The organism is Planctomycetota bacterium (assembly GCA_038746835.1).
GTDB lineage: Bacteria > Planctomycetota > Phycisphaerae > Tepidisphaerales > Tepidisphaeraceae > JBCDKH01.
This window is the reverse complement of sequence record JBCDKH010000037.1, coordinates 1-22,912: the sequence shown is the minus strand read 5'-3', so window position 1 is coordinate 22,912 and position 22,912 is coordinate 1. Positions and strand designations below refer to the sequence as shown.

At 62.6% G+C, this 22,912-nt stretch carries 14 protein-coding genes; 4 read left to right on the top strand and 10 right to left on the bottom strand.

Annotated elements, in window-relative coordinates; translation table 11 throughout:
* Positions 1-200 precede the first annotated feature (200 nt).
* From AAGI46_05880 to AAGI46_05860, 5 genes are all read right to left on the bottom strand, one after another.
* Entirely contained in the window at positions 201-1,034 is an 834-nt protein-coding gene (locus AAGI46_05880) for a hypothetical protein (GenBank protein MEM1011734.1), read from the bottom strand.
* Between the two features lie 194 nt (positions 1,035-1,228).
* Positions 1,229-2,155 carry a PEP-CTERM sorting domain-containing protein gene (locus AAGI46_05875; protein ID MEM1011733.1) on the bottom strand — a complete coding sequence of 309 codons (927 nt, stop codon included), beginning with the start codon at positions 2,153-2,155 and terminating at the stop codon, positions 1,229-1,231.
* A gap of 161 nt (positions 2,156-2,316) precedes the next feature.
* Complete coding sequence (locus tag AAGI46_05870; GenBank protein MEM1011732.1) at positions 2,317-3,000, bottom strand: PEP-CTERM sorting domain-containing protein; 684 nt, start codon at positions 2,998-3,000, stop codon at positions 2,317-2,319.
* A 168-nt stretch (positions 3,001-3,168) separates the two neighbouring features.
* Entirely contained in the window at positions 3,169-6,672 is a 3,504-nt protein-coding gene (locus tag AAGI46_05865; protein ID MEM1011731.1) for a family 16 glycoside hydrolase, read from the bottom strand.
* A gap of 50 nt (positions 6,673-6,722) precedes the next feature.
* The gene (locus tag AAGI46_05860) at positions 6,723-8,588 is read right to left on the bottom strand and encodes a sulfatase-like hydrolase/transferase (protein ID MEM1011730.1); all 1,866 of its coding nucleotides are present in this window, start codon (positions 8,586-8,588) and stop codon (positions 6,723-6,725) included.
* A 252-nt stretch (positions 8,589-8,840) separates the two neighbouring features.
* Between AAGI46_05860 and AAGI46_05855 the strand changes: the two genes are divergently transcribed.
* Positions 8,841-10,295, top strand: a complete 1,455-nt coding sequence (locus tag AAGI46_05855; GenBank protein MEM1011729.1) for a sulfatase-like hydrolase/transferase — start codon at positions 8,841-8,843, stop codon at positions 10,293-10,295.
* Between the two features lie 22 nt (positions 10,296-10,317).
* Complete coding sequence (locus tag AAGI46_05850; protein ID MEM1011728.1) at positions 10,318-11,757, top strand: sulfatase-like hydrolase/transferase; 1,440 nt, start codon at positions 10,318-10,320, stop codon at positions 11,755-11,757.
* Here AAGI46_05850 and AAGI46_05845 read toward each other — a convergent pair.
* Complete coding sequence (locus AAGI46_05845) at positions 11,754-12,863, bottom strand: glycoside hydrolase family protein (GenBank protein ID MEM1011727.1); 1,110 nt, start codon at positions 12,861-12,863, stop codon at positions 11,754-11,756. The genes AAGI46_05850 and AAGI46_05845 overlap by 4 nt on opposite strands.
* A 45-nt stretch (positions 12,864-12,908) precedes the next feature.
* Positions 12,909-14,165: a stress protein gene (locus tag AAGI46_05840; GenBank protein ID MEM1011726.1), complete on the bottom strand. Its 1,257-nt coding sequence runs from the start codon at positions 14,163-14,165 to the stop codon at positions 12,909-12,911.
* Here AAGI46_05840 and AAGI46_05835 point away from each other — a divergent pair.
* Positions 14,164-15,987: a sulfatase-like hydrolase/transferase gene (locus tag AAGI46_05835; protein ID MEM1011725.1), complete on the top strand. Its 1,824-nt coding sequence runs from the start codon at positions 14,164-14,166 to the stop codon at positions 15,985-15,987. The genes AAGI46_05840 and AAGI46_05835 overlap by 2 nt on opposite strands.
* 37 nt (positions 15,988-16,024) lie before the next feature.
* On the opposite strand, the gene AAGI46_05830 is transcribed toward AAGI46_05835, so the two are convergent.
* From AAGI46_05830 to AAGI46_05820, 3 genes are read right to left on the bottom strand one after another with little or no spacing between them, the layout of a single operon-like run.
* Positions 16,025-18,496 (bottom strand): alkaline phosphatase D family protein, encoded by a 2,472-nt coding sequence (locus AAGI46_05830; protein ID MEM1011724.1) that lies wholly within the window; start codon positions 18,494-18,496, stop codon positions 16,025-16,027.
* Between the two features lie 14 nt (positions 18,497-18,510).
* On the bottom strand, positions 18,511-19,656 hold the full coding sequence (locus tag AAGI46_05825; protein MEM1011723.1) for a mandelate racemase/muconate lactonizing enzyme family protein: 1,146 nt from the start codon (positions 19,654-19,656) through the stop codon (positions 18,511-18,513).
* A 24-nt stretch (positions 19,657-19,680) separates the two neighbouring features.
* Positions 19,681-21,654, bottom strand: a complete 1,974-nt coding sequence (locus tag AAGI46_05820) for a hypothetical protein (protein MEM1011722.1) — start codon at positions 21,652-21,654, stop codon at positions 19,681-19,683.
* A gap of 109 nt (positions 21,655-21,763) precedes the next feature.
* Between AAGI46_05820 and AAGI46_05815 the strand changes: the two genes are divergently transcribed.
* The coding region (locus tag AAGI46_05815) for a sulfatase-like hydrolase/transferase (protein MEM1011721.1) at positions 21,764-22,912 on the top strand (1,149 nt) is incomplete at its 3' end.

Here is a 22,912-nt window from a genome sequence, read left to right as displayed (position 1 = left end):
GTCAGATCGAAGGCGGATCGACGTCGGCTCTCGGTGCCCCACCGGCAGAAGTCGGCCGAGACTGGGTCGTGCTGGTCCAGCGGGACTAGCACGGATTCGGGCCTCGTACGTTGCCTGGCCTGGTCGTACTGGCGTTTCAACGAAGATGCGGCGGAGAGGAGCTACTCCTCTCCGCCGCTTTGCTTACGTCGTAACTGAATTCAGACAATCCGACGGCTGGAGCGGCGGAGCCCGATCAGTCCGAGCGCCGCAAATCCTGCCATCGCGGCGACGGGTTCCGGGACCGGAATGACCTCGATGGTGAAATCGCTGACGGTCGTCGATCCAAACGGAGGTGTCGCGACGCCGGCCGATCCTCCGCCTGAGGGCAGGCCCTGGATTCCACCGAGAATGCCGCCGCCGTCGGAGTCGGTGTTGAGATCAACGCCGGCCGACGCGACGTAGCTGATGCTGGAGGGTGGATTCACACCGTCCGAAAGCGTCGCAGTCACCGACCAACTGTCGTCAGCAACCTTGGTGAACGACGTCACGAGCGTGTACGAAGTGCCGCCGAGCGTAGAGGCTTCTCCAATCACCAGCTCGGTCGTGCCCGACGTCACAGCACCGACGGCCGCCCTGAGCTCGACGTTCTTGTCGGGCTTGTTGGCGCTGTAGAACAAGCCGGCAGCAAGGCCGTAGCCGAAGTTGGCAACGCCCTGCTGGTGCGAAAGACCTTGCTGGAAGATGCCCTCCTCGAACGAGCCGATGTCAGTCGACGGGTCGGCGTAGTCGCCGAGGGTGAACGAGGACGTGATGGTCATCGTCTCGCCAACAGCGGTTGAGCCCAGAACATTGAGGTTGTGAGCACGCACAAAGGCCCCAGCGTTTGTCGGCGGGTCGTTCGTCGCGACATTGGTGATGTTGCCGGCACCATCAGCACGCCACTGCAGCTGGGCAATCCAGCCATCCTGGCCGTTGACCGTGTTGGCGGAATAGGTCGGCGAGTCGAACGATGTCGTGAAGACACCCGCATCCGACGGCGTGGACAAAAGCAAGCAGGCAGCGGCCGCCGCCGATGCGATGAACGTTGTGCGTTGATGAGTCAAAGTCGTCCTCCTGATGAACGCCGGACTCCGACGAGTCGGCCCCTGAAGCTTGGTTTGCATCGAAACAGGCAGAGCCCCGTCGCGTTTGCAGCGACGGGGCTCCCCATGAAGCAGAAAGAGTGGCTCTCGAGCCGGAACCGCAATCAGCGGCGGCGGCGGAGCATGGCGAGGCCTGCGATGCCGCAGAGGCCGAGCGTCGTCGGCTCCGGAACAACCGAGGCGTACCAGGCGTCAAGTGCCGCCAGATCGCTTCCGCTAGACGTGCCGAAGTTGGCACGCAGAATGCCGAAGTCGGCCAGGTCGACATTCATGTCGCCGTTGAAGTCGCCGGTGGCGAACGTGCCCATTGTGGAGCCGAAGTTGGCCCGCAGGATACCGAAGTCGGCCAGGTCGACGGTGCCGTCGCCGTTCGCGTCGCCCGGAAGCATCGGGACGTCGACCTCCGTGCTGAACTGCAGGTCGAAGGCGCGAGCGACGAGAGATGCGCCGCCCCCGGTGCTCATCTGTAGACCATTGTCGAACAGAACAGTCGGGGTCGGCTCCGAGAACGTCAAGAAGTTCTGCTGGAACTGGAACGCGCCCGTCGCCGGGCTGATGATCGAAGACAGTTCACCGTTGACTTCTGCGCTGACATCGATGTTGACGGCAGCACCGCCACCGGCAGCGAAAATGGCTCCGGTGAACCCATCGAAGACGATGTTGTCGCCCGAGTCGGTCGCCGTGCCAGAAACGTTCAGCACCTCGAAGAGAAGGTTGTCCAGCTGACCGAAGGCCGTGTCGACGCCCTGGTTGAAGGCGGCCGGACTGTTGCCCTCACTCGTGGAGGCACGGAGCGTGAACGTGACCGTGTCGTTCGCGGTGCCGTCTTCGTCGACGTCGAGATTGTTGAAGTCGAGGACGAAGTCGAGGGGATTTGCTGCCAAGCGGGCAGGGCCAAATGGCACACCGGCGACAGTCGCGTTGGTGACGTTGCCCATTGCACCACCCGGATCGGCCGGATCGAAGATGCCGGTGCCTCGGAAACTGAGGTCTTCGATGGTCGCGGTGCCACCAAAGGCAACGCCAGTCATGGTTGCGGCCGTTGCAACGGCCAGGATGTGAGCTCTTGTCATTTCAAAGTCCTCCGGGGAAGAATGCGATCTCTGCCGTCGTTGGCAGAGCGTTCGAGAAACAGAAGGGTAAAGCTGAGGTTTCCCGCAGGTTTACCCGAAAACGATGACGCGTCGCGCGACTAGCGGCGGCGGCGAAGCATCGCGAGGCTGGCAAAACCCGCAAGGCCGAGCGTGGTCGGCTCAGGAATCACCGTGTTGAGCTGAAAGCTCACGTTGCGTGCACTGACGGCACCGAAGTCGCCGCCCGAGTTGGTAAAGGTCACCGACGGGGTGGGAGCGAAGTCGACACCATCTTCGATGAACTGGAACGTTCCGGTGCTGGGGCTCAACACCGTCACGAGCGTGCCGTTGATCTCAGCACTGCGGTTGAGGTCGCCGTTGCCGCCGACACCGATGTCGCCACCGGTGAAGCCGTCGAAGACGATCGGATTGCCAAGGTCAGTCGTGCTGCCCGTCACGCTCATCGTGGCGGTGACGTTGTTCAGGTTGCCAAAGCCAGTGTCGACGCCCTGCGGCCAGGCACGCTGAGCGCTACCACCGCCGGCGAACGTCAGCGTAACGCTGGCGACATCGTTGGCCGAGCCGTCGCCGTCAAGGTCAAGATCGAGCACGTCGAATGTGAAGACGACCGGATCAGCGACCACGGTGCCGGGCGCAGCAGCGCCGTTGATCAGCACGTTGTCGACTGTCGCGTTAAAAATGCCCGTCCCACGAGGACTAAGGGTGACCTCGACCGGGACGGCCGTCGCGACGCTCGCAACGCCACACGCAGCTGCAGCAGCAGCAAAGGGAATTAGTTTCACTATCTTTCCTCCTGTGAGAAAGTAGTCAGCCGCTGAAAGGCGGAGGGAACGGGGACCGACATCCAACGCAGATGGAGTCCTCCTCTCCAGCCGGCGTAGAACATCCGCCGGCACTACTTTATCTGGTAAAGCTAACTCAGAAAGACCTTTCCGTCAACACGATTATTTTCAATCGGAACGCTCCTCATCTGCGACGAGCGTGCTCGACCCACTGCTCGCCACAGTTGTCGATGATGCCGGTTGTAGTTCGCGGATCGTGATGTTGCGGAAGCGAACGCTCGGGCGATCCGGATTCGCGCCGACGTCGTGTACCTGAAGGCCAATGTGCCCCGCCGGCGTCCATGCGTCCATCAAGCGGGCGGCCGGCACACCATTCACCCACGTCTCGATGATCGGCCCGCGGCAGCGGACGATGATCTGGTTCCACTCGTCTGGTTTCCAAGCCCGCCTTGCGTAGGGCTTGTCGATGAGTGGTGCGATCCAGCCGCGTCGCTCCTCGTCGAAGATGCCACCGCTGTAGCCGCGGTCGGTGTGATCGGCCTCGACCTGGTAGCCGCGCACCTTGCCTTCGCGCTTGTCGAATCCGCCATCGACGTGACTCCGGATCTGCACGCCCGAGTTGAGCTGGCCGTGTGGCACCTTGACTTCGTATATGAGTTCGAAATCGCCGTAGAGGGCTTCACTCATGAGGAAGGTGTTTCCGCCCGAATTGGCAACAGCGGTTCCCGTGACGACGCCGTCAGAAATCGCAAATTCAGACTGACCGCCACGAATTGCCCAGCCTTCCAAGCTGTCGCCTCCGAGCAGTTCGACGGGCTCACCGGCGACGTAGTTATCGAGCTCCAGCGGTTGAACCCAGACATTGCGGTAGCGATTGAGCCCGTCGGCATCGCTGTGGTGCCCTTGGAGTCGGAGCACGCTCTTGAGCATTGAGTCGCCGGGGCGAACCGGTTCGCCGGCGACGCCTGCGTGACCGGTCGGGCCGCTCACTGCAATATCGTTGTGGATGAGCTGACCATTCCAGAAGACGGTCATCCGTGCGTCTTCGGTCTTATTGCCATCGTCGTCGAAGCGAGCCGCTCGGAACCAGATGTCGTAAGCCTGCCACGTGTTCGGGCCCGTCGAAGCGTTGACGTCGGGCGTCTTTTCCTCGTAGATCGATCCTGCTTCCCACGGTTCGTAGTCATCGATCGGCTTGTCTGCCGGCGTTCCGAGTACTTGGACCTCGTAGCGGCCTTGGATGTAGACGCCGCTGTTGCCCGTTTGCCCCGTGTACTTGCCATCCTTTCGGCCGGGCGCGTACCACTCGACGTGCACACGCTGGTCGCCGAACTCGGCGACGGTGCGGAGGTCGCCCAGGTCACGGGAGATTTCGACGCCGTCGTCGGGATCGCGCTGGAGGATGTCGTCCTGTGACATGCCGCCAGTACGCGGCAGGCCCTTCCTCTCAGCCTTCGTTCGCCACATCGCGCCCTCGAACGTCCGGCCGATGAGCGCGATGGCATCTTCGGGCGGGATCACGCCGACGCCGAGTCCGACGTCGGCGTCGCCGGCTTCGAAGACGGGCTGGCCGTTGAGTAGTGCTGTCTCGGCAGGCGCTGCCGAGGGAATCATGTTGAGCGTGTAGAAGGCCTCCGTCGACCAGATGGGCTCACCATCAATCGAATCGGGGTTCATTCGGAGGTAGACACACCGATCGGTCTTGAGCCCAGGAATCGTGAGGCGGACGCCCTTGCCGTCGCTGTCGGGAAGAGCTTCGCTGACGTCGAGCACTTCGGTCCACTTCTTAACGCCGCCGTACTGCTTGCTGGGCTCGTAGCCCCACTGCTGGCTGAAGTAGTTGTTCGCGTCTGCCAACCAGCCCTTGTCGACGGGCTTTGTGAAGCGGACGTGGAAGCCGTCGGGCGTCGCGCTGACCGTGAAGATCTCGAAGGGGTCTTTCCCGTTGTACGACAGCTTTTCGAGGCCGAACTGCGTGCCGTTCCACGCCCAGTTGCCGCCGCCACCGATGCCGCCGATGTAGAGGTCGCCGTCGGGTCCCCACTCGAGTCGGTTGACGCCGCACTCGAGTCCCTGGGTGAATCGGAAGGCGGCGCCCTGCCACTGGCCGTTGACCTTTTCAAGGAAGATTCGCCGGATGCCGCCGTAGGTGAGTTCGCCCAGCAGCATCTGACCCGCGAACGGGCCCTCGGGAATCATCAGCGGCTTCGTCGGCGAGTTGAGGAACTCGTTGTGCGGCAGATAGACAATCGGTCGCGAACGGACCTGCTCACCGAAGGCACTCGGGTGACCGCCGATCGGGAAACGATCAGCAAGCTTGGGAACGACGTTGGTCCGGTTGAAGTGGCCGAGGAAGCGCCCAGGCTCCACGTGCGTCAGCACGCTCGAGGGGAACCACGTTCCCTGGTTGTCGGCGTAGACGAGAATGTCGTCGGGACCCAGGCCCACCGTGTTGGGCGTTCGCGTGCCGCCGGCGATGACGCGCGTGGTCTCAGTCGCCAGATCGACCTCGACGATGCCGCCACGCATTGGGCCGTTGACGCTGGCGTTGGAGTCGTGCCCTTCCCATCCGGGCGGCCCCATTGCGGTTGAGAGTGCGGCGTACAGCTTGCCGTCGCGATGGACGAGGCCGAACGTGAACTGGTGGTAGTTCCAACCTTCCCATCCCTTGCCGACGTCGTGATGCGTCTCGAAGAAGCCATCGCCGTCGGTGTCGGTGAGCTTTGTGATCGCCAGCCGCTGCGCGACGTAGAGCTCGCCGTCGACGACGCAAAGCCCCGTCGGTTCGTACAGGCCCTCGGCGACGGGCACAAGCTCCGCCTTGCCACCGCTGGTCGCGTCGGCCTGGCGAACTTCGTAGAGCTTGTCGGGCTCCTTCGACTCGATGTCGGGAAGTGCGACATCGTTTCGCTGGAGCGGCTTGAACGTGCCGACGATCAGGCGGCCGTCGGGCAGGAAGGTCATGGCCCCGACGCTGGGCTTGGAGTCGGGCGGACGGACAGCGATGAGGTCGTACGCCGGGTGTACCCCTGCAACGGGGTTGCCGTCTCCGGGCTCGCGGGTGTTTGCAAGTCGCTTGAAGCCGGGCGACGTGACACGCGTCGGGTCTGCCGGCGTCTCAAAATCCTCTGGCCCGAACGAAATCCACTCGTCTTTGCCCTCTGGGCGCCACTCGAGCTTGAGCGACGACGGGCCGTTTCCGATCACGAGCTGATCGACGTACATCGCCACCGATGCAGGATTGTTCAGCTTGACGCGGGTTGTAATCGAGCCCGGATTGCTAATGGTCGTCTCGCCACGAATCCCTCCCCAGATTTGGAGCCGGATGGCACTGTCACCCGTCAGCCGAATGTCATGGCGACCGACCCGATCGAAGAAGACGCGGAACCGACGCTGCGTGTACTTCACGCCTTCGACCTCTGACACCCACGGCGCCTCGCCGTCCACGTCGATGTGGTCGTAGACGGCCTCGAAGTTCGGCGTCTGATTGATCGCCAGGCGCGGGAGCTGATCCGACTCGTCGGCAAGCTGGAACACCTGGACCGCGACGCCGGGCACCCATTCGATGTTCTGCGCGTCGCCGCGATTGGTGGCGAAGAGGGAGCAGACGACCGCAACGACAAGCGACGAGAACCAAGTCCGCTGCATCTTTTGTTCGGTTTCCCAGAGCATGAGCTGTTGCTGTTTCAATTTGGTCTGTTCGGGAGCGAGAGCGCTTCGCATCACTCGGCGGTCGAAGCGGCTTCAAGCACAGGAAGCCGAAGGCGCTTGTCGTCGCCGCCGAACTTCGGCTCGATGCCATCGAGTCGGAAGACCTTACCTTCAAGGCCGTTGTCCCACTCGACCTCGATCCGCCCGTCGCGGATGAGAATGTCTTCGAGTTTGTTCCGCATCGCTTCGGCGACAGCGGCGTAGTCCGGATCCAAGGCGAGGTTGACCGTCTCCGCCGGATCCGACCGAAGGTCGAACAACTGAGGATCGACCTGGGCGAGCGGCTTGTCGAGTGGCCAGTCCATCTCGTCGCCGGCAGCTCGTGTCGGATTGACTTTCATCGAGAAGGCAAAATCCCGAGTCCGGATCGAGCCACGTGGTCCGGTCACCCACCAAGCTTCGGCGAGCACATAGTCGCGCGACGCCTCGCCCGACGCGATTTTGGCGAGGTCGAGTCCGTCCAGGTGCTCGAACTCCGCGGCATTCACGTCAATTCCAGCGGCCGAGTAGAGAGTCGGCGCGATGTCGATGAGCTCCGCCAGGTCGTGCACGACCTTTCCTGCGGGAAACGTCTCCTTGTCTGAGGAGACGACGACGATCGGCGTCTGCAGGTCGAGCCCGTACATCATGAACTTCGACGTCGCCCCGTGTTCGCCGAGCTTCCAGCCGTGGTCGCCGCAGACATACACGATCATCCAGGGCTGTCCTTGTGCTTCGCTGTACGCCTTGAACTGATCCACGGCCTCGCCGACGAGCCAGTCGCCGTACGCGCAGAACGCGTAGTAATCCTGGATCATCCGCTGCTTTTCGTCGTCCGTCATGTAGTCGATGTGCCTGGCCTTTTGGGCTTGACGAATCTGAGCTGGCATCGATTCCAGCTCCTCTTCGGATGCTGTGGGGATTCGGTACGTGTACTTCTGGAACTGCTCGCGGAACGATGCCGGAGGCAGGACGGGCGTGTGGGGGAAGTCGAACCCGAGATGAAACATCTGCGGCTTCGCCGGATCCGGTCCCTGTAGCTCCTCACCCCAGTAGCTCGGGTACACGCGGCCCACGTTTTCGAGGTGATCGGTAAGATTCTTGACGTGGTAGCCATCGCGGGTGAAGCCGGGCGATCGGCTGCTGACGCCGCTGATAATCATCTTGCCTTGCGGGCTCTCAAGGCCGGCTGGATTGTGCGTCAGGATGTCGAGACGCTCGAAGATCTCGTCCGCCTTTGCCAGTTCATCGGGCTCGAACACGTTGGTGTTCGGGTGGAAGAAGCTCACGTGTTCTTCATCATCGAAGTGGAAGTGGATGACGTGCCCGCGTGGCTCGCGTTGCCAGATTGGCTCTTTGACCCAGTCTGTGAATCCCAACAGGGTCGACTCGCGTCCGCCGCCGAGGTTTTGGCCGTAGAGCTCGTTGCTCCAGTTGAAGCTGGCTCCGTTCCATTGGATGGTCCGCTCACCGAGCTTGCCTGTGCGTGCGGTCTCGTAGCCGGCATCGGCGAGCACTTCCGGGATGGTCTTCCGGTAGATGGCCTCGTTGTTGGCGTGGTGGAGCTCGAAGCCGTAAACGCCGCGCCTGTGCGGATACCGGCCGGAGTGCATCGCCGCCCGGCTTGGCGCGCAGGCCGGGCTCTGCGTGAAAGCGTTGATGAACGTCGTGCCTTCCGCGACAAGCTCGTCGACGTTGGGCGAGCTGACCGGGCCGAGAGCACCCTCCTCTTTGCCGGTCAAAATCTTGTTGAACGCTGCGATCGAGTCGTACCGATGGTCGTCGGTGACGATCCAAAGGATGTTCGGCTGCTCGCGATCATCCGCTACGGCTGTCTGCCCAGCAGACAGAACAGCGAAACATGCGGCGCACAGCGACGGCAGAATGGTTCTCAACATTCAACTCCTCCAAGTTCGATCGACGCGGCTCCTACCGCTGTCTTTACTGCGAAAGAATGTTACCATCGCGGCTCGCGGGTGCAAGAGGAGCACTCGTCTCGCCACAGAGGAGGCCGATTGTCAGACATCGCTTTTTCGGCAAGCGGCCATCCGTCAGAACGACGCGCCGGGCCGACTCGACGCGACTTCAATAAGACGGCGGCCACGACGCTCCTCGCGACCGCCGCCAGTCTGTCGAAAACAAGCGCCGCCATGTCGCAGCCAAGCAGCTCCACGACCCGACGTCGACCCAACGTTCTGGTCTTCGTCGCGGACGACCAGACCTACCGATCGATCAATGCGCTGAACAACTCGGAGATCGAGACGCCGAACCTGGATCGGCTCGTGCGACGTGGAACGACGTTCACGCATGCGCACCACCAGGGCTCCTGGACGGGGGCGGTCTGCATCGCGAGTCGCGCGATGCTGCACACCGGTCGCATGCTGTACCACTGCGGCGGCAACGACTGCGGCGACCACCCACTACTCGGCGAGACCTTCGCCCAGCAGGGCTACGCGACGTCCTGCTTCGGCAAGTGGCACAACTACGGGCCCAGCAATCCGCAAGGACGCAGCTTCGAGCACATCGGCGTTCAGCTCGAAGCGCCGCTCGCTTCGCCGTTCAACTTCAACACGCTGGAAGCGGGCGGTGACCTGAGCAACACCCAGTACCACTACCCGTCACCGACGAACCACTGGAAGCCGGATGATCGTTCACAGCCAGGGCACTGGAAAGACTCCGACGCCGATCCCACGGGCAGGGCGCATACCAGCACGCTCTTCGCCGACGCGACGATCGAGCACCTTCGACAACACGTCGAATCCGGAAGCGACAAGCCCTTCCTGACGTACAGCGCGTTCTACGCACCACACGACCCGAGGCAGGCCCCTACTGAGTTCCTCGACAAGTATCCGGTTCAAGAGATCAGCGTTCCCGAGAACTATCTGCCGGAGCACCCGTTCGATCAGGGCGACTTCACGCTTCGCGACGAGCAGCTCTGCCCATGGCCACGCACTGAGGAGGCGATCCGCGTTCATCGCCGCGAGTACCACGCGATCCTTACCCACATGGACGCGGAGCTCGGGCGTGTGCTGGACTACCTTGACGAGAGCGGCCTTGCCGACAGCACGATTATTGTCTGGACTGCCGATCACGGGCTGGCGGTGGGACAGCACGGGTTGATGGGCAAGCAGAACATGTACGACCACTCGGTCCGCATTCCGCTGATCTTCGCCGGCCCGGGCGTTCCGGGAGGCCAGACGCGGAACGAGCTGGTGTACCAGCACAGCGTTTTCGCAACCCTTGCCGACCTCACCGGCGTTGAGCCGCCGGCTTCTCTGCAGTTTCCGTCGCTTGCGCCGCTCATTCGAGGAGACCAGGTCGAGGCGCCACACAGCGACGTGTTCTGCAGCTACCGCCACTACCAGCGGATGTGCCGCAACGAGACGCACAAGCTCGTCCTGTATCCGCACAACGGACGTTGGCAGCTGTTCGATCTTGCGAACGATCCGATGGAGACCGACGACCTCGCGCTCCACGACGACGCGAAGTACAAGTATCGCGAACGGATCGAGTCGTTGTGGGACGGGCTGACCAGGTGGCAGAAACGGGTCGGAGACCAGCTCCAGTTGAACGTGTCCGACTTCGGACTTGGCTACGCCCACTGATCTTGACTCCTTGCATGCCGCAATGACCTTCTGGTGCCTAATTCGTCGTGCTGTTGTTTCGCTGGTGGTCTGTGCGGCCGGTGCGACGGCAGTGGAACCGGAGCGGCCCAACATCGTCGTCATCATCGCGGACGACATGGGCTACGCCGATCTGGGCGTTCACGGGGCGACGGACATCAAAACCAAGAACCTCGATCGGCTCGCCTCTGAAGGGGTGACGTTCAGCTCGGGATACGTGACGCACTCGTTCTGTGCCCCGTCGCGTGCCGGCTTTTTTGCCGGCCGATACCAGCATCGATTCGGATTCGAATGGAATCCGCACTACGACCCGGCCAACCCGCATCTCGGGCTTCCGGAGTCGGAGGTCACGTTCGTCCAGCGACTCAACGATGCTGGCTACAGAACCGGCGGCGTAGGGAAATGGCACCTCGGTGCCGCGTCGCCGTTCAATCCGCTCAACCGCGGCTTCGACTACTTCTACGGCTTTCTCGGCGGTGGGCACGATTACTTCAAGATCGATCTGACCGCGCCGGTGAAGACGAATTACCTCGGGGCTCTCGTGCGAAACGACCAGCCGGCAGCGTTCGAGGGCTATCTGACCGACGCCCTTTCGGCCGACGCCGTGCAGTTCATTGAGCGAGAGTCGGAGCGTGACGAGCCGTTCTTCCTTTACGTCGGTTACAACGCGCCGCACGCGCCGCTGCAGGCGACGAGCGACGACCTGAGCCATTACCGACACATTGAGAGCTGGCACCGCCGCACCTACGCGGCCATGGTCCACGCGATGGACCGGGGCGTTGGTCACATCCTCGACGCGCTCGAAGAGGCTGGCGAAAGGGAGAACACGATCGTCGTCTTCTTCAGCGACAACGGCGGGCCGGTGCCCAACAGCTGGAGCGGCGACGGCTGGTGGAACGGATCGAGCAACGAGCCACTTCGCGAAGGCAAGGCATTCGTGAACCAGGGCGGCGTCCGAGTGCCCTTCTTGATCTCGTGGCCGGATCGTTTGCCGAAAGGAGCGGTCTACGACGAGCCGGTCATCTCGCTGGACGTCGCGCGGACGGCCGTCGAGGTTGCCGGTGGCGATCTGTCGGATGGGCCCACCATGGACGGGATCAACCTCGTCCCGTTCGTCACGGGCGAAGCAACCAGTACACCCGAGCGTGCCCTGTTCTGGCGGCAGGACAACGGTGCTCAGTGGGCCGTCCGCAAGGGTGACCTCGTCGCCGTCGGCTCGACGCGCGAAGGCGTGGCCACGTCGCTCTACGACCTGAGCGTCGACATCGGCGAAACCAACGATCTGTCGAAGGAACGTGCGAGCGACGTCCTGCGGCTCGAGCAACTGTTCGACGAATGGAACGCCGGCAACATGGAGTTCCGATTCTGGAATGCCGGCCCGTATCAGCAGAAACTCCAGGAGTTCTACCGGGAAGGCTCAGGCCCAGAGCCGATGAGCGATTAGGCGATGTCGCCGAGACGATCGCGATTGACGCGGAGCACGACGCCCGACGACGTGTTGTATCTGCCGCCGCGGTACGCACAGAAGAGGTACTCGGGACGCCCGTCGCGCATCAGGAGCTGTGGTCGCTCGAAGCGGCCTTCGCGATCCAGGCCTGGCATGGCTTCGTTGAAGTAGCTCGGCGCATCCAGGAACGCCACCTCAGGATCGCCCCACGCGATGCCGTCACGCGACTTGAACTTCAGGCCGTATTCCTGGTTGTAGAAGCCCATGTCGCGCAGGACGGCGTGGTAGTGCCCGTCTCCGTGCCAGAGGTACGCGTCCTCGCACTGCATGTCCTCGTGGAGGTGGCTGAAGTCGATGACCGGGTTAGTGTTGTGCTTCGTGTACGGCCCGGTGAGCTCGGTCGCCTCGGCGAAGCCGTACTTGCGGTTGGAGTGCCCGCGATCGTTGTCGCTTCGGTTCCAACCCTTGTAGTAGAGACGAAAGCTGCCGTCGGGTGTCGGACAAAACGCAGGGTTCGAAACGACGTAGTCGTCCCAGGCACCGTCCGCCCCGACCGTCAGAATCGGCTGGTCGGAGACCCGTCGCCACGGGCCGTTGAGCGAATCGGCGATGGCCATGCCGATTCGTTTCGTGGCGACCGTGCGATGAAAGTAGGGCTTCACTTCGTCGCGGCTCATGCCGACAAGCATGTCTCGCGTGCAACCCGCCGGCCGACAGGTCGCGCCCATGTAGAACAGCACGAACTGATCGCCGACGCGATGGACCGTCGGATTGTGGATCGAGTCCGCATCCCACGCGTCATCGTTCCCCTGGCCGCCTTCGGACTCCGGATTGCCGGCCGGAACCAGCGCCGGCTTCAGGACGTCGTAAGGCCCGCCCGGACGATCGGGCTCACGCGAGACCGCATGGCCGACCTCGCACGCAGTGACCCAACCTTCGTGGTGGTAGACGTTCTTCCACCGTGCGAAGAAGACGTGCACACGACCGTCGTCGTCGTAGATCGGAGAGCATCCCCAGACGTTGTACTCCGGGTCTTCGAGGATCCGCCCCACCGGCTCGAGAGACCGGCAGAACTCCGATAGCGGAACGTCAGTGGCAGTCATGGACGAAGAGGTTCGAGAAGAACCGTGGTCGTGCTCAAACGGAGATCAATCGCCGTCGGCCGTTGCAAGGTCGCCGTTGCCACTGTCGCTCGCGGCTTCGACGTCACTGAGTTCGAGGCGGTAGCTGACGAGCCTTTTCAGGTTGAAGTCGACCGAGCCGGCGATGACGCGAAGGTCGGAGCCTTCGCCGTACGACGCCAGGCCGTAGTAGATCGGAAAGACGTCACCCAAAACGCCGGTCGGGCGAAGCGTGCCGTCAGCGGAGAGCCGGCAGATCTGAAGGCTTTCGTCGTCCCGCGTTCCGACAACGACCGCCGCTTCGGAGTCGTTGATCTTCATGACCTCGATCCGCGTCTGGCCTTGCAGTCTTGTCTGCTCGTCATCCATCAGGACCGAATGCGGCCGGATCTGGCCGTCTTCGTCGAGGCGGAAGATGCTGACGGCATCGCCGTGGTAGACGAAGTCTTTCTGCTTGATGAAGTCGAGCCGCCGGTAGTACTTGTGGTGTCGATGGCCGACGACGACGTAGTGGTTGTCGCCGAGCGTGACACCGTCCACCGGGTAAGTGCCGGTCAAGAAGAGGTCGGTTGTGTTGTCGCCGATGTTGCTGACGTTTTCGAAGGTGCCGTCATCGTGGACGAGGAAGCTGCTGAGGCCATTGTCCTGAAAGCCGCCCGTGACGAGGTATCGCTTGCCTCCGATGGTCGTGTCGTACATCGCGATGATGCCGTCGGTGTGCAGCGTGTCGTTGTCGAGCATCGACTGCACGTGCACGAGTGACCCGTCGGGTTGAATCTCGTAACACGTCAGACCCGGCTCATCGAACTCGAGTCCGCCGGCGAAGAGGAACGAGCCTTCGGCCGTGTGCAGAACACGCAGCGTGATGACGACGGCGATGTGCGTGTCGGGCGAATCGTGCTCGTTGTGCACGAGCTCCAGCGTGCCGTCCTCGGCGAGGCTGAAGACTTCGATCGCGTCACCGCCCTTGTTGCCGGCGAAGAAGAAGTGGTTGTCGCCGACCTTCGCACCGACAAAGCCGCGTCCCGGGCCCTTTTTTGCAACGAGCGGCTGCCGCTCGACGGCGACGAGGCTGCCGTCGGGTTCGAGTCGGAACACGTCGATGAATCCGCCGTCACCCCCTGAGAAGACAAAAGGCGTGCCGTCGCGGTCGTAAACGGTGGCGGTCACCGTGTTGTGGGCGGTCACAGCGCGACTCACCTCCACCAGCCTGTCGGCCGAAGCCAGGCTCGGCACGGCGAGGCAGGCAAGGAGTGTCGCGAGCGTGGCTTTGAGCTGGTTCATGGCAGAGGTGTTGGTCATTCGTCGGCCGAGCGATTGGCAAAGAGCTGGTCGACTTCGTCGCGGCGTGGCCATCGGCGAGAGCGATCAGGCGGAGGCGCCGATCTGTTCGGCGGGCATTGTGCTTCATTTCTCTTTACTGAACAAGTACAGTGGAAGCAGCGTCGTCCGACCCAACCTGCGGCGAAAATCAAGCGAAAACGTCATGCGGAAAACTGCACTCCTTGCCCTTACCTCCATCTCGTTCGGCCTCCTCGCTGCACCGGAAGCCGCGGGTGACCCAGACGTCAAACAGCCGAACGTCATCCTGATCTTCACCGATGACATCAGTGCTCGCGAGATCCCGGTCTACGGATCGAACGTCTGGTCCGATCTTCTCGGCGGGGACACGCAGGACCCGGCGCTGAGGGCGGAAACGCCCGTCATGGACCGCATCGCCAACGAAGGCGCGTGGATCACCACCGCATGGTCGGCGACGATCTGCTCGCCAAGCCGGGCGATGATCATGTCCGGCCGCTACGCGACGTCGACCAAGTGGTGGCACAACGGCCTCGTCGGCAAGCTCGAATCGGACGAGCGCGACATTCCTCGCGTGCTCGTGCATCACAGTTCGCCGCTTCTCATCGGCCACGTCGCGCAGCAGGCTGGCTACGCGACGATGCTGGCCGGCAAGGTCCAGATGCTGGTCCAGGACGCGCAGAACTACGGCTTCGACGAGATGATCGACACGCCCGGCCAGTGGCACCGTTGGCCGTCGCAGCACACCGATTTCCATCACACCCAGCACCGCGAGAACGGCGAGATCACGCTCATCGACGACGACACGGGCGACGTCATCACAACATATCGGCAGCACAGTTGGTTGTGGCAGCCAGCCGTCAGCCTCATCAAACACCCGACGGCCGACGAGCCCTACGCGTACTGGCCCATCACCGACAAGGACAAGGCCGAGTACGGGTTGACCACGTATGGGCCTGACGTGGAGCAGGACTTTGCGATTGATTTCATCGAGCGTCAGCACGAGGCGGGAAAGCCCTTCTTCGTCTACCACACGTCTCACCTCGGCCACGACGCTTACAACTGGCTCGACCCCGACTCGCCGAGCAAGTGGCCCCACACGCCGAAGGTCACGTGGGACGGCACGTCTTACTCACGCCAAGAGCCGAAGATCACGGGCGACGACGGCGTTTACGACCTGCACGGCTCGCTCGTTGGCCCGGGCATGCATGTTCACGTCGAGTACCTCGACTACCAGATCTGGCGATACCTCGAGAAGCTTGAGGAACTCGGGATCGAGAACGACACCATCCTGATTGTTACGAGTGACAACGGGACGAGCGGCTTCGGCAAGGGAACGAGGGACAAGCAGCGCGGCGTCCACGTGCCGCTGATCGTCTACGCACCTGGTGCTGTCATGGAGCGAACCGGCGAGCAAAAGTTGCTTGTGTCACTCGCCGACTTCCTGCCGACGATCGCGGACATCGTCGGTTATGACATCCCGAGCGACTACAAGATCGATGGCGAGAGCTTCTGGCCCTTCCTAACCGGGAAAACGGACACGTTTCGACCGTGGGTCTACTCGTGGTGGAAAGGTGACCCATTCATCCGAGGCAACCTCGTCCTGAAGGACGCAAAGGGTGTCTGGTGGGATGTGTCGAAAACACCGGACGATCTCGACAGCTTCCCGAAGATCACCGACTGGAGCGCCGTGTCCGAAGCGCATCGTCGGGAGCGCGACGAGCTGCTGGGCCTGTTGCCGCAGTTCGACAAGTTCGAGTCGGACTTCGACCTGCCGGAACTGGCGGACCGCTCGATCGTCGAATGATGCTGGTTGCCTGAATCCGTCAGCCGGAGGACTTCTTTTACGGGTCGTCACGCACCAGGCCGCCACCGGCTTCGATGACGTCGTAGGTCCCGAGCTCCAAAACGATCGGCCAGCCCGGGAATTGTGCCTCGGCCCCGCGACTGACGTCCGCATCGAGTGGCCAGCACTCGAGCGTGAGACGCCCTTCGCTGGGCTGGATGTGAATCGACGCGAAGCCCTCGCCTCGGTGGATGCGGTGTGTCGTACCGAGCTCGCGCTCGACGTCGACCGATGTGAGCTGGTGGGACTGTGGATTGAGGTGGTTGGCGACGTGCTGACGCGAGCCCGGATTCGCAACGGCGAGGACGTCAAATCGATTGCCGAAGCCGTCTTCGAACGTTCCGAAGTTCTCGGCTCCGGGGTTGCCTGCGACGGCGTCGATGGGCGGCTCCAGGCGTAGAGCCGGGTCCGGCTGGAATTGCCGCCACCAGATGCACCCGCCGGCCGGCTGGCAGAACTGGACCACGCCGTCACCGTCGCCGAGTGGTTCGAGACGCGTGACTGTCGCGAGGTGCTGGTCGCCGCTGAAGAGCATCGCACCGGCTTCCTCAAATAGGGCAACGGCCCTGTCACGCCCTCGCCTCGGCGAGGCATTCACGTCGAGGTCGACGCCGATCGTGTTGTTGTTGGCGTACGTGGAGACCTTGGCGTAGATCGTCTGGCTCACGACGATCCGCGCCTCGGCCGCATCCGGTGCGTCGGCCCACTCGCGCAGCATCTGGAGTTGCGTGTCTCCGAGCACTTCGTCTGAGTCGGCCTGTCGTGTCTCGTCGTTGCTTGCGGCTTTGAACTTCCGGTCTTCCAGCACCGCAAAGTCGACGCCGCCGTAGGTGAAGGTCGTGTAGTAGTTGGTCACGCCGCTATCGAGCGGACCAGGGTCATAGGCGTCGGGGTTGTGCCCGGTCATCGTCCGCTGCACGAGGTTGACGAAGTACGAAGACATGAGGAAACCGCCGCCGCTGTCCCAGCTTTCGGTCATGAGGCGTCCGCCGTCACCCCAGAGATTGGGATGCCAGACGTCATGGTCGTCGGTCTGAAGGATCGACGGCACGCTTCGCGTCACTTCGTTGAACGACCAGTGCCACAGCAGCCACTTGTAGAGGTAGTCCTCGACGGGGAAGCCGTTGCTCGGCTCGCGGGAGGTCGGGTTGTATTCGTAGAGCTGATCGCCGGTGAAGAAGATGATGTCCGGATCGCGTTCCCGCATGGGTTCCGTCACGCCGCGCCAAGGTGCCCAGACATTGGCCGGTGCCCATCGGCCGGCGAAGTGCGTTCCGTCGGCGTCGATGTCGGGCTTGCCAGAGCGACGCCCGAGCACGCCGGTGCACGAGACGGAGCCGACGACGACGTCGCCCGTGGGTTCCGCGGGAACCTCGAAGGTGTAGCTCGCATTGAGGTCGCCGTCACCGTTGCAGACGACGCGGAACGTCCGTGCACGGCTGGCGTCGTAGTCGGAGAGTCGGATCAGGGCGTAGTAGTCCGGCTCACTGATGCCGGCCGGAGGTGTGACGGACTGCCACTCGCCGTCGATCTCTTCCTCGATGCGAACCGCCAGTCGGCCACCCATCTCCTCGCCCTTGCGTTCGGTGATCGTCTTGCCGACAGACATGAGCTGGATGCCGACCTTGAGGTCGCCCTTGCCCACGCTGTAGAGGACGCCCGCGATTGGACCCCAGGCTCGGTCTGCGTGCTCGACCATGCGCTCGCCGCCGACTCGGAGCGACTCGAAGCGGTGCGGGTTGTCAGCGTTCGAGTTGACGCTGGCGATGGCAATGCCGCCGATGAGGCGGGCGTTGTCGACCGAGCCAGCCGACTCGGCGATGACCTTGCCGTCGGCGACGAGTCGCGCTCGCAGCTGAACCGCATCCGCACCGGTCGGCGACGCGTCGACGACGATCGTCGCTTTGGTGAAACCGGCTGATTTAGCAGAAACAAGCACTTCGTGACCTTCGACTGGTCGCAGCTCGGTGGATCCGACCTGCTTGCCAAAGTCGTTGATGACTAGGCTGTTGCTAGCAAAGTCCCACGCGACAAGGAAACCACCGCCCATACCCGGCGAGCCCTGGATCATCGCCGCCTGCTGGTAGTTCAGCTTGCCCTCGCCCGCGCCGATGAGCAGGCCGACGGTGCCGGCGTTGGATGCCTCGACATCGAGCTCTAGGCGGAAGCCACCGGCGCCCGCCAGGTCGTGCGTGATGAGGTGTGCCGTCCGCCAGCCCCAGCCGCCCCACGCACTCTGGCAAACCAGCTCTCCGTCGACGACCGACCAGTCCTGCAAGCGATTGGCCCAGAAGTCAGCACCGAGCCATCGTCGGTTCTCGGCTTCGACCCACGGGGCGATCTCCTTGAGGTCGCCCGCTGCGTCTTCGGCCTGCGCGATGGCAGGCGACGCGAAGGCGATGCATGCAACGACCGTCGCGAACATCGCAGCGAGCGGGCGGAACGTGATGGTGAAAGCGTTTGTCGACATGGGGGTGGTTGGCTTTACCAGTTGGCGACGGCTCCGTCCGGACGACGGAGTTGCGGTGGAATCCAGGGGCGATACGGGTACTTCCGGGCCTGTTCGATGTCGAAGTCGATGCCGAGGCCCGCCGCAGTGGGTGCGAGCAGGTAGCCATTGTCCCACTGGATGTGCAGGTCAAAGACATCCGGCATGATCTCGCCGGGAAGCCCCGGCTGTTCTTGAATGCCAACGTCCGGACACGAGAGGTTCAGATGTGTGCTGGCGGCCGTCGCGACGGGACCGATGGGGTTGTGGACGGCAAGTTGAATGCCGTGGACTTCGCACCAGCCGGCGATCTTCTTGGCCGGCGTCAGTCCACCGACCAGGCAGACGTCGAGCCTGCAGTAGTCGATGAGCTCCTCTTCAATCAGCTGCCTGAACGACCACTTGCCACCGAACTGCTCGCCGGCCGCGAGCGGGACGCGCGCCTGACGTCGCAAGTTGCGGTACGCGAGCATGTCTTCCGACCGAAGTGGGTCCTCGACGAAGAGCGGATCCATGGACTCGATCTCGCGGCAGAACATGGCTGCCTCGGGCACGTCGAATCGCGTGTGGCAATCGACGATCATGCCGATCTCCGGGCCGAACTCTGAGCGAAAGCGTTCGAACTGAGCTAGCCCCTCACGCATGGCCGTACGCGACTCGATGAGGTTCGCGACGTCGTCGCCGACCGGTGGAACGCTGCGCAGGACCTTGAATCCCTGCTCGATGCGCTGCTTTCCACCGTCGATGAGCTTCTCGAGATCGATGACGTCGGGCAGGTGCCCGTAGCAAAGCACCTTGTCGCGTGTCCGCCCGCCGAGCAGTTCGAAGGTCGGAACGCCGAGTGCTTTGCCCTTGATGTCCCAGAGCGCGATGTCGACGGCAGACATCGCAGCCGAGACGGCGCCGCTTGCCGGGAAGAACCAGCCGCGCGCCATGGCCTGCCAGAGGTGCTCGATCCGCAACGGGTCTTCACCGATGAGGATGGGCGTCAAGTGTTCAAGGGCACCCTGGACGGCAAGCTCGTGTCCGCTAAGTCCCGCCTCGCCGACGCCGGTCACTCCGTCGTCCGTCGTGACGACGATGAAGAGAAAGTTCCGCATGCCGTTGAAGACGGCTATGGACTCGACGCCAGTGATCTTCATGAAGCTCCTCCGACCTGACTCGATTCACGCGGCCGGCCGCGCGACACGCAAGACGACCGACCCAACGCCGCCACTCTTGCCGTCCGGCCAGCGAAGTTCGACTTTGTTCTGGCTGCGCAACAGATCCACCGGAATCCTGACGCGTTTGAGAGTTCCGTAGTACTGCTCGGTGGGTCGGTTGCCGCCGTCGAGGACGGACGCGACGTCTTCCATCGGCATCTCAATCGGCTGGCCGTTGACGCGCACGTCGATGTCGTGATCCGTCCCCGTCGGCCGACCGACGGCGATGCGAAGCGTGACGTGTTCCGCGTCGTCGATGTCGGGTACCGCGACCGTGAAGGTGGCTGTCTCATCGCCTTCAAAGGCGACGCAGTATCGATCGCCGTAGTGAACGGTCTCGTTCAGGCGTCGCGCTTCGATGATCGGCTGCTCGTAATGCGCGATGATCGCCACCGACTCGTGCGCTTCGAGATCGAGATCATTCAGCGAATCGACGGACTCAACCGAGAAGTTCGGCGTGAAGTCGTCGTTCCGACGGAGCCGACGCACCGTGTACTGGCTGACGTCGCTCGCTCGGGCGAGGTCGAGCGTCACGTCCTGTGCGACAGGTGCGAGATTCTTTAAGAGGACGTAGGCCTTGTCGCCATCGGCAAACGCCTGCACCTGAACGTCCGGGTCGTCTCCCCAGGCCGCGACCCGACGACCGTCGACGTCATTGAAGAAACGCCAGAAGTCGACCATCCGGCTCTCGACCCACTCTTCGGCGGGATACTTGAAGTCCTTGGAAACGAGCAGCGCTGCGTAGTGTTCCGGCTTCCACGACGCGGCCTGGAGGAGAATGAAAGGGATCGCCTTTTCGACCGTGTGCGGGTGATCCATGAACGTCAGCGTGTTCGCGATCGAGCCGTTGACCATCATGAAGTTCAAGACCTCGCGACGCTTCATCTGCTGATCCCAGCCGGACAGGTCGGGGAAGAGCTGCTCCGTCACCCGATCCATCGTCTCTTCACGAGTCGACGTGTTCCACATGTATGCCCCGTGTTCGCTGATCACGACGCTGATGGGCTTGCCATGCTTGTTGACGGTGTAGTTGACAAGCGCATCCAAGTCCGCGTTCATCGGCAGCCCCGATGTGACTCGGCCGACGAATTCGTGCTGCTCTTGGTCCCAGTCCAGGTAGTCGTACGTATGAAACGCGTAGAAATCGAGGTTGCAGTCGGTCTCGTCAATGAAGTGACCCATGCTCCGCTCAAGGAGCTGATAGCTCTCCTTGAAGTACTGAGAAGTTGGAAAGCACGGTCCGCCTACGGCGGTGTCGAGGCCGAATGACTTTGCGTACTTCTGGAAGCCACGATGCAGCCCGAAGAACGATTCGTCGTTGTAGACGTTGAAGAACCAGTCCGGCTCGTTGAGTCCCTCGAACCAACGCGGCTCGCCCCAATCGGTCGAGGCGTATGCGAGGTAGGCCATCATGCCCTCGGCTCCGGCGTCGGCGTTCTTGACCATCGGGTGGTGGCCCGTTCTGTCTTCCTCGCGGACGTACGTCTCCATGAACGAAGGCCACGTCTGGCGATGGAAGTTCTCCGTCGCGACGATGTCCGGACCCTCGGGGAAGATCTCCCGAAGCTGCTCGTCCCACTTCGACACGGACGGCGTTGCCAAGCGACGAAGGCGTTCGATCTCGACGTACTCGGGACGGGCTGGATCCTCAAAGACCACGTCCTGGTACGTGTGGCCGGCCGACAGGATGTTGACCCTTCGCCCGAGGGTCATGCCGAGGTCGCGGAAGTAGCGATCGAACATCGCCTGATCCAAGACGTTCAATGTCTCGCCGGCATCGGCAGCGACGCTGAAATACTTCTTGCGATCGAGGCGATCAAACCCCTCAATCGCTTGCGTGGTCGTCGGATCGACACGGATCGTGTCCGCCGACGCGACGGAGGAACTGGCAACGAGCAGAAGCGCGATGGCGACGCGGTCGAGGTTCGAGCTTGCCATGGGATGGGGTCATGATCCAGCGGCACTGGTCAGGTGCAGTTCGTCGTCCGATGTGGTACTTTACCACTCAAGGCGCGACCTTCCGGCCGCATCTTGCAGCGAGGAGCCCATGAACACAACCTTGAAGTCGTTGGTCGTCTTCGTCGTCGGTCCCCTGCTTTCGTGGGGGTGCGTTGCCGACACGTCGGCGGTCGAATCGACGAGCGCGAAGCAGCCGAACATCATCTTCATCATCACCGACGACCAGCGTCGTGATGAGCTCGGCTTCCTCGGAGGCAAAGCCGTCACACCGACCACGGATCGCTTGGCCAACGGCGGCATGGTGTTTGAGAATTGTTATGTCACCTCCAGCGTCTGCACGCCCAGCCGCTACACGGTTCTCACGGGGCAGTACGCGAGCCGGAGTGAGACTGCCTTCTTCGATGCCGACACAACTGCCGAAGGGATGACGCGGGTGACTTGGAACCCCGGTTTCATGCCGGATCAGACGAGTCTGCCGATGGTCCTTCAAGATGCTGGATACACCACCGGATTCATCGGCAAATGGCACATCGGCGGCATGGTGCGAGCCCCTGGCGAAAAAATTCAACCCGGAGCCGATCCAGCCGATCCGAAGGTGATCGAGCGGTTGGAAGCCAACCAGGCTTCGTTTGCCGAAGTTCTCGGCACGCGTGGGTTTGACTTTGCATCGCGCACCTATGCGGGCAATCCCGACGACGACAACGAGCTCAAAGCCGTCGGCCTGAACATTCACAACATGGAGTGGCTCACCGAAGGTGCGCTCGAGTTCCTCGACAGCACGGCCGGGAAGGACGAGCCCTTCTTCCTCTACTTCTCGACGACGCTGACCCACTCTCCCAAGCCGGTGCAGTCGCTTCGCGGCGATCCGACCCTGACGCCCGTTGGCAAGCTCGATCGCCCAATCACCGGGGTTCAACCGTCACGAGAAGACGTCATGCGTCGTGCCAGAGAGAACAACCTGCCCGACGAACTCTGGGGGACGATTTGGCTCGATGACGGCATCACCGCGATCGTGAACAAGCTCGAAGAGCTCGGCGTCGCGGACAATACGATGATCGTCTACTTCGTTGACCACGGCTCGGAGTATCAGAGCAAAGGCACGTGCTACGAGGGCGGGCTGGTCGCACCGACGTTCTTCTACATGCCTGGCACGATCCCAGCGGGAACGACGCAGGATGCGCTGATCCAAAACACCGACTTCGCGCCGACGTTCCTTGAGATGGCTGGCGTGGAGGCG